Source organism: Rheinheimera sp. (genome assembly GCF_036568245.1).
In the GTDB taxonomy this organism is placed as follows: domain Bacteria; phylum Pseudomonadota; class Gammaproteobacteria; order Enterobacterales; family Alteromonadaceae; genus Alishewanella.
Window position 1 is genome coordinate 1 of the sequence record NZ_DATCSY010000267.1, and the last position, 7,972, is coordinate 7,972.

Consider the following 7,972-nt stretch of genomic DNA (forward strand, 5'->3'; position numbering starts at 1 on the left):
GTGATCAGTTTGGCAGCGGTTTTGTTGAACTTAACCCTAACTCGAAAATTCCGGCGCTGCTTGGTACGACAAACGGTGTCAGGGTATTTGAATCCGGCTCTATTCTGCTTTATCTGGCGGAAAAGTTCGGCGCTTTTTTGCCAAAGGATCCGGCAAAACGTACTGAAACATTAAACTGGTTATTCTGGCAGATGGGCAGTGCGCCTTTTGTCGGTGGTGGCTTTGGCCACTTCTATGCCTATGCGCCGGAAAAGTACGAGTACCCCATTAACCGCTACGCGATGGAAACCAAGCGGCAGCTCGATGTGCTGGATAAACAGTTAGCGAAACATGAGTTTGTTGCTGGCAGCGAATACAGCATTGCTGATATGGCGATCTGGCCCTGGTATGGCGGTATTGCATTAAACCGTGCCTATAATGCTGCAGAGTTTCTTGATACTCAAAGCTATAAGCATCTGATGCGCTGGGCAAAACAGCTGGACGAGCGGCCGGCGGTGAAACGCGGCTATATTGTAAACCGCAGTTTTGGTGACGGCCCGCAATTGCCTGAGCGACACAGTACAGAGGATTTTACACCCTTCGGTTTGTAATTATCGGCATTAACGCGGGACAAACGGCGTGGCTGTGCTACAATCCGCGCCGTTTTTCACATTGAATGCTAAACAGGCAACGGTAGTATGCGTATTCTGTTCAAAGTTATCCGTCTTATCCTTACCCCGGTTATGTTGCTAAGCGAAAGGCTGACGACGCCTAAAGGTATTAAGCGTTGTGGCGTCGCGCAGGCTGATGTTAATGCTGCCTGTCAGCAATTACAGCTATATCAGTTTAACGCCTGCCCGTTTTGTATCAGGGTGCGTAAGGAAATTGCCCGGCTTAACCTGCCGGTAGAAAAACGCGATGCCCAGCGCAATGATGAGCACCGGCAACTGTTAGCTACTGAAGGTGGCCGCGTGAAGGTGCCATGTTTACGCATTGAAAGTGCGCCTGGCAAGGTACAGTGGCTGTATGAGTCGGCTGATATTATTAAATATCTGAATAGCCGCTTTAGCCCGCGTTAGAGCTGGATATTTTGTAAGGTAACTGTGTTGCAGCCTCTGCCTGATACTGTCGTACCGCCTGTTGTTCACGCTGAATATAATCGGTAATCGCCGGGCCGAGTATGGTGGGTTTTATATAGTAGAAGCCCGAGCGTAACACAGGTTCAAAGCCGCGTTGCAGCTTGTGTTCGCCCTGGGCGCCGGCGTCAAAATACGGTAGTTTATGCTCAATGCAGTATTGTATGCCGCTGTAATAGCAGCATTCAAAATGCAACTGACTGAAATCTTCATTACAACCCCAATAACGGCCGTACAGTGTATCCGCTGAGGTGAAACACAATGCTGCGGCCACCATATCCTGTTGTCTGAACGCCGCAAACACCACAATCTGTGACGCCATGCTCTGTCCCCAACGCATAAATGTCTCTAACGTCAGGTAACCGCCATGGCCAGAGCGTTTGTTATAGGTTGCACGATAAAACCGGTAAAACTGCTGCCAGAATGCTGCCGTTAAATCACTGCCGGTAATGACGCGGATATCGATCCCCTGCTCTGTTACTGCCTGACGTTCTTTGCGGATCTGCTTGCGTTTGCGTGACATCAATTGCGCCAGGAAGTCGTCAAAATTAAGATAGCCCCTGTTGTGCCACAAAAACTGAACATCAATACGCTCCTGATATCCCGTTTGACGAAACGCTGCCTTGTCATCATCGCTGGCATATAAACATTGAAACTGGCTGAGCTCCGACGAATCGATGCGTTTAATCAGCGCTTCGGTTATCAGCTTTAGCATATCAATATGCTGATAATCTGCGGCTACACCCAGCCTTGGCCCTTGCGCCGGGGTAAAAGGTACAGCGCTTAACAGCTTGGGGTAGTAAGGCAAATTGTAATGACGGTAGGCGTCGGCAAACTGCCAGTCAAATAAGTACTCTCCATAAGAGTGCCACTTCAGATAAGCTGGCATGGCGGCTATTAACTCACCATGTTGACTGACAACCAGATGCTGGCTCTGCCAGCCGCTATTGCCATTTACGCTAGCGCCCTGCTCCAGAGCTAACAGAAAGTCGTACTGACAAAATGGATAGCTACCGCCAAAAAGCGAATTCCACTGCGCTCTGTCCAACGTTGAAATATCAGATACGAAATCAATTTGCATAATAGCGCGTCACAACTGCTCAGATGAAAAAGGCTGCATTGCTGCAGCCTTTTCTGTTACGTCAATTAACTGGATTTTACCTGCTCAACCCAGTTGTCTACACGTTTTTCCAGTACACTCAGTGGTAAAGCACCACCACTCAGCACAGTATCGTGAAACGCTTTTATGTCAAACTTATCACCCAACGCCTGCTGCGCTTTACTGCGTAGCTCAAGGATTTTCAGCATACCAATTTTATAACCGGTCGCCTGGCCTGGCCAAACGATATAGCGGCGAACTTCTGAAATCACAGCACCTTGCGCGATAGGCGTTTTATCCAGGAAGTAATCAATGGCCTGCTGTTCTGTCCAGCCTTTACTGTGCAGCCCGGTATCTACCACTAAGCGCACAGCGCGCCACATTTCGGTGATCAGGCGGCCAAAATCTGAGTATGGGTTCTGATAAGCGCCCATCTCTTTAGCTAACAGCTCAGCATATAAGCCCCAGCCCTCAGAATACGCCGTAAAGCCTGCTTGCGTACGGAAGGTAGGAACAGATGTCAGTTCCTGTGCTATCGAAATCTGCATATGGTGACCAGGGTTACCTTCGTGATATGCAATAGCTTCCATCTCATTTTTCGGCATTGAGCGCATATCTGACAAGTGCGCATAGTAAATACCAGGGCGTGCACCATCAGGTGTACCCGGGAAATAATGCTGGGCAGCACCTGGTTGCTCGCGGAACGGTTCAACCCGTTTTACGATAAGGTCAGCCTTGGGCAAAATGCCGAAATATTTCGGTAGTTGCTCGTTAATAAACGCCAGATACTGTCTTGAATCTTCAAGATAGGCTTCACGGCCGGCATCGGTTTCCGGGTAGTAGAACTGATCATCTTCTTTAATAAATTTGAAGAAGGCTTTCAGATCACCTTTAAAGCCGACCTGATCTTTTATTGCTACCATCTCTTTGGTCAGACGCTCTACTTCGTCTAAACCAATCTGATGAATTTGTTCCGCTGTTAAGTCTGTTGTAGTCGATGCTTTAAGGCGGTAGTTGTAATACTCAGTACCGCCCGCCTGTTTGCCGACGCCGGTTGCAATTTTGTCAGTGAGCTGAATATCTTTTTCCAGCCATTGTTTTAACGCAGTGTAGGCAGGCAAAAAATGCGTCTGCAACGCACTCTTCGCTTCTTCAGATAATTGCTTTGCCTGCTCATCTGTCAGTTTGTCGGCTTTAACCAGAGCATCAATTTTGCCCTTGGCATCCGCCCACAATGGCACATCCTGCTCTGCATCAGTAAAGGGCGCACCGGTTATCAGGTTATTAATCTGTTCCATGACCCCTTCATAAGCAAAACGCGGTGGCCTGACATCATGCTCTGCATTTCCCTGTGCGCGTTCCAGCAGCTGTGTTATTGCGCGGCTTACACCTTCGATACGCTTAACATAGGCCTGCATATCTTCTGCAGTATCTACTTTATGGAAGTTAATCATGATTTGCGGCAGCATGGCGTGAATACCGTTCATCTGCGTAAACACATAGCCATGTTTACGATATGCCGCGCCCTCTTTGGCTTGCTCATACTGGTAAATCCAGACGTCGTAAGATGTTTTCGCTTCAGGGTCAAGTTTAGTGTAATCAAAGCTCGACTTTAGCTCTTCAACGGTAGCAGCAAGCCAGGCCAGCTGTTCGTCTTCAGCAGCGATAGAGGCATCGTCAACCTCGTCGTATTTATCTTTACGCCCCATATAGGTCATCTGCAACGGGCTTTGTTGCAATTGCTCTTCGTACTTTGTCTCGAACCACTGATTCAGCCGTTCAGTTTCAGACTGCGTATTTTCAGCAGTAACCTGAGCAGCCGCACTATTGGCGGCAGTGTTGTTTGAGGTATCAGTTGCAGGTTTTTCAGATGGGCTGCAGCCGGCTAAAACGCCGGCCACTGCCAAAGCAATCAGGGACTTATACATAAAAGGGGTTCCTTGTTGTTCTGGTTATTAGCAGAATACAGCGTACCCTTTACATAATGTTAAGTCTAAAACTAATTGTAACGAGCTTTGTCAGCCTCAGGCACTAACCCGTTTATACTGGCGGTACTCCGGTAACCAGAAATTATCGTCAATTTTCTGCTGCAATAACGAATCTTCCAGCTCCAGCGCCAAGCCTTGCGCCATGGCAACTTTCGCCACGTTAAAAGCAATTTGCTTACTCAATGCAGCAAGCTCAGTAAACGCCGGAAGTAAGCCACCGCTACCGTTGTTTGCCAGTGGTGATGCGCTAGCGAGCGTTTTACTGGCCGCTCTTAACATTTCATCGCTGATAAGGCGTGCTTTACAGGCAATAACACCAAGGCCAATGCCTGGGAAAATATAGCTGTTGTTGCACTGCGCAATGGCAAACTGTTTGCCGTTATAACTTACCGGAGCAAAAGGACTGCCGGTCGCAATAATTACATCGCCTTCTGTCCAGCTGATAACCTGCTCCGGCGTGGCTTCAACCTGACGAGACGGGTTACTCAACGGAAAAATAATCGGTGTACTGACACCGGACTTCATGGCCCTGATCACCGCTTCTGTAAACAAGCCAGCCTGACCGGACACTCCAATTAACACGCCTGGAGCTGCACAGTTCATCACATCGAGTAAAGTTGGGAACTCGCCACTGTAACTCCAACTTTCTATTGCCGCAGCCGGCTGTGTCAGCACCTGCTGAAAATCGCGAAGCCCCGGCGTAGTGTCTGTTAACAAACCAAGCCGGTCTATCATGTATATCTGGCTGCGAGCCTGTTGCTCAGTGATACCTTCTGCCACCATCTGGCTGATGACCTGCTCTGCGATACCACAACCTGCAGAGCCAGCGCCGACAAATACCACTTTTTGCTCAGATAAACGGGTATTCTTGCTGCGGCAGGCCGCCAGCAAGGTGCCTACTGTAACCGCAGCAGTGCCTTGTATATCGTCGTTAAAGCAGCACACCTGTTCACGGTAACGCTGCAACAACGGCATCGCATTCGGTTGGGCAAAATCTTCAAACTGAATAATGGCATCAGGCCAGCGGCGTTTTACGGCCTGAATAAACAACTCAACAAACTCGTCGTATTCGGCCTGGCCAACACGTTTTTGCCGCAGCCCCATGTACATAGGGTCATTGAGCAGCTTCTCATTATTGGTACCTACATCGAGCATCACCGGCAGGGTATAAGCCGGGCTGATGCCGCCACAAGCGGTGTACAATGACAGCTTACCGATAGAAATACCCATGCCGCCAATACCCTGATCACCCAGGCCTAATACCCGCTCACCATCGGTAACAACGATGACTTTTACCTTGCGTTTTGTCGCGTTGCGCAAAACGTCATCCAGCTGGTACCTGTCGTTATAGCTGATAAATAAACCACGGGCACTGCGATAGATATCAGAAAACTGTTCACAGGCATCACCGACAGTCGGCGTATAGATAATCGGGATCATCTCTTCTAAGTGCTGCTGCAACAAACGATAAAATAAGGTTTCGTTATTGTCCTGAATTACCCGCAGATAAATATGCTTGTTAATGGCAGTGTCAAAACTCTTATACTGCATATAAGCACGGCTAACCTGCTCTTCAATGGTTTCGTAACGCGGAGGTAACAGGCCAGCCAGGTTAAATGCCTGACGTTCTTCTACGGTGAAAGCACTGCCTTTGTTCAGTAGGGGTGTTTCTAATAAAGCTGAACCTGAATACGCGGTGTACAGTGGCGATTTTTTCATGGGTAATATCCGAATAGCAGACAAAGCACAGCGCTTCTGCCTTTGTCTGTTGTAAGATTAATAGATAGTGCTGATTCTGGGGTTTAACACTGACAGGATAAACAAGCCTTCTGTGTTACAAAAATCGATAGCGCGAATGATATCCTGCTGCGTCAGTTCTAACAATTCCAGAACGAAAGGATCGACCAGTTGCCGGGTTGAGTACATTTCCGGGTGTTGGTTTGCCAGAGCAAGCCTGACTGAAAGATGCAACACCAGCTGGGCAGTGTTTTTTTGCACAAATTTATGGCTATGCTGCAGGGCAACCGGCTCAACGATGCTGTCGGGTAACTGCCACAAATGCAGTAGCTCAGCACCACATTCTGCATAAGTAAAACCAAGCTCACGCTGTTGAAGCTGCCATGGTTTTTCGTCTGCGGTGTAGCTTTGGCAACGGTGTGCTTGCTCCGCATTGTTGTGCAGTACAACCAGTTCGCCAATATTATGCAACAGCCCTGCTACGTAATAGCGGTCATTTGGTTTTAGCTGGCAGCACTGAGCAAGAAAACGTGCGATAAGAGCGGCATTAATGCTTTGCTCCCAGAATCTTTCCAAATCAATGGCGGAGGTGTCTACTTTGCTGCAGGCAGAGGAAATACCAATACTCAATACCAGGTTGTATACCTGTGTTTTTCCAAGTACAAGTAGCGCCTTACTTACGCTTTCTACCTGATACGGCAAGTTATAAATGGCACTGTTGGCCAGTTTTAGTAACTTGGAAGTCAATACCGGGTCGAGCAAAATAACTTCGGCTATCTCATCCAGACTCGCAATGTCAGAGTCCATCAACTGTTTTACTTTTAAATATCCTTCCGGCAAAGCAAACAGATCTGCAACATTTTGCGCATATTGCAAGGCTTTCATTGGATATCGTCTCCCGTAGCGGACACACCCTAAAAGTGCACCAGCTATAAGTGTTACTGCTGGACGTGATTTTACAAGCTTTGCCGGGAAAAACTTAGTGATTTTTGGCAGAATTACATTTTTCTGAGCTTAGTGAGGAAGTTATACCGGCAGGCCAGACCACATAGGCCCGCCGGCTGGTTATTAAGCCACCAAACTGCGCAACATCCAGGCAGTTTTCTCATGCACCGTCATACGCTGAGTTAACAGATCCAGCGTCACTTCGTCAGATGCTTCGTCGGCGGTAGGCACTATAGAGCGCGCCGTTTTCGCAATGGCTTCCTGCCCTTTTACTAAGTCTTTAATCATCTCTTCGGCTGATGGAATACTGTCAGCCTCTTTGATGCTGGTCAGTTTGGCGTACTCTTTATATGAGCCCGGCGCAAATTCGCCCAATGCGCGGATGCGCTCAGCAATATCATCAACGGCTACAGCCAGCTCAGTGTACTGCGTTTCAAACAACGTATGCAGCGTCTGAAACATAGGCCCGGTAACATTCCAATGATAATTGTGTGTTTTTAAATACAGCGTGTAAGTGTCGGCCAGCAATACCGCCAGCCCCTGGGCAATAGCTTTACGTTGTTCTTCACTGATACCAATATTGATTTTCATAGCGGTTCCTCTTAGTTAACCCGGGCGAGTAATCAACATAGCATAAAAAATGCTGGCTGAATTCAGCCTTACTGCTCAAAACAATATCTTACCGGGAATAGTTGAAAGTACTATAAATAACATGGGGATGAAGTAACTAAAATCAAGCTGAAAAAGAAAGCCGGTCGTAAAAGGCCGGCTTTTTTACTGCTATTAATGGCGATGTTACGCCGTCTGAGCGGCCAGATACTCTTCGTAAGTACCGACGAAATTACGTACATCCTGGCCGGTAATTTCAATAATTCTGCTGGCCAGACTGGACACGAATTCACGATCGTGACTGACAAACAACAAGGTACCTTTGTAGTGCTCAAGCGCAAGGTTGAGCGATTCTATCGATTCCATGTCCAGGTGGTTGGTAGGTTCATCCATCACCAGAATGTTCGGGCGCTGCAGCATCAGTTTGCCAAATAACATACGGCCCTTTTCACCACCTGATAATACCTTTACCGACTTCT

Annotated in this window: 8 protein-coding genes; 2 read left to right on the top strand and 6 right to left on the bottom strand. The window is 48.0% G+C overall.

Translation table 11 applies throughout. The annotated features are described in order from the left end of the window. The coding region (gene yghU / locus VIN66_RS12100) for a glutathione-dependent disulfide-bond oxidoreductase (RefSeq protein WP_331924214.1) at positions 1-590 on the top strand (590 nt) is incomplete at its 5' end. Positions 591-677: 87 nt separating this feature from the next. Then, positions 678-1,058, top strand: a complete 381-nt coding sequence (locus tag VIN66_RS12105) for a glutathione S-transferase N-terminal domain-containing protein (RefSeq protein WP_331924215.1) — start codon at positions 678-680, stop codon at positions 1,056-1,058. On the opposite strand, the gene VIN66_RS12110 is transcribed toward VIN66_RS12105, so the two are convergent. The 6 genes from VIN66_RS12110 to VIN66_RS12135 form a co-directional block, all read right to left on the bottom strand. Further along, positions 1,045-2,196, bottom strand: a complete 1,152-nt coding sequence (locus tag VIN66_RS12110; RefSeq protein ID WP_331924216.1) for a GNAT family N-acetyltransferase — start codon at positions 2,194-2,196, stop codon at positions 1,045-1,047. The genes VIN66_RS12105 and VIN66_RS12110 overlap by 14 nt on opposite strands. 65 nt (positions 2,197-2,261) lie before the next feature. Further along, positions 2,262-4,142 (bottom strand): DUF885 domain-containing protein, encoded by a 1,881-nt coding sequence (locus VIN66_RS12115; RefSeq protein WP_331924217.1) that lies wholly within the window; start codon positions 4,140-4,142, stop codon positions 2,262-2,264. 96 nt (positions 4,143-4,238) lie between these two features. Then, positions 4,239-5,921 (bottom strand): NAD-dependent malic enzyme, encoded by a 1,683-nt coding sequence (locus VIN66_RS12120; RefSeq protein WP_331924218.1) that lies wholly within the window; start codon positions 5,919-5,921, stop codon positions 4,239-4,241. A gap of 57 nt (positions 5,922-5,978) precedes the next feature. Beyond that, positions 5,979-6,824, bottom strand: coding sequence for an HDOD domain-containing protein (locus VIN66_RS12125; protein ID WP_331924219.1), 846 nt, complete (start codon positions 6,822-6,824; stop codon positions 5,979-5,981). 183 nt (positions 6,825-7,007) lie between these two features. Next, positions 7,008-7,475, bottom strand: coding sequence for a Dps family protein (locus VIN66_RS12130; RefSeq protein ID WP_331924220.1), 468 nt, complete (start codon positions 7,473-7,475; stop codon positions 7,008-7,010). 204 nt (positions 7,476-7,679) lie between these two features. Next, on the bottom strand, positions 7,680-7,972 hold a 293-nt coding region (locus tag VIN66_RS12135), incomplete at its 5' end, for an ATP-binding cassette domain-containing protein (RefSeq protein ID WP_331924221.1).

Bases quoted from the DNA above. Each gene is read 5' to 3' on its own strand.
- VIN66_RS12105 (WP_331924215.1), top strand. From the start codon at position 678: ATGCGTATTCTGTTCAAAGTTATCCGTCTTATCCTTACCCCGGTTATG.
- VIN66_RS12125 (WP_331924219.1), bottom strand. From the start codon at position 6,824: ATGAAAGCCTTGCAATATGCGCAAAATGTTGCAGATCTGTTTGCTTTG.
- VIN66_RS12115 (WP_331924217.1), bottom strand. From the start codon at position 4,142: ATGTATAAGTCCCTGATTGCTTTGGCAGTGGCCGGCGTTTTAGCCGGC.
- VIN66_RS12110 (WP_331924216.1), bottom strand. From the start codon at position 2,196: ATGCAAATTGATTTCGTATCTGATATTTCAACGTTGGACAGAGCGCAG.
- VIN66_RS12130 (WP_331924220.1), bottom strand. From the start codon at position 7,475: ATGAAAATCAATATTGGTATCAGTGAAGAACAACGTAAAGCTATTGCC.
- VIN66_RS12120 (WP_331924218.1), bottom strand. From the start codon at position 5,921: ATGAAAAAATCGCCACTGTACACCGCGTATTCAGGTTCAGCTTTATTA.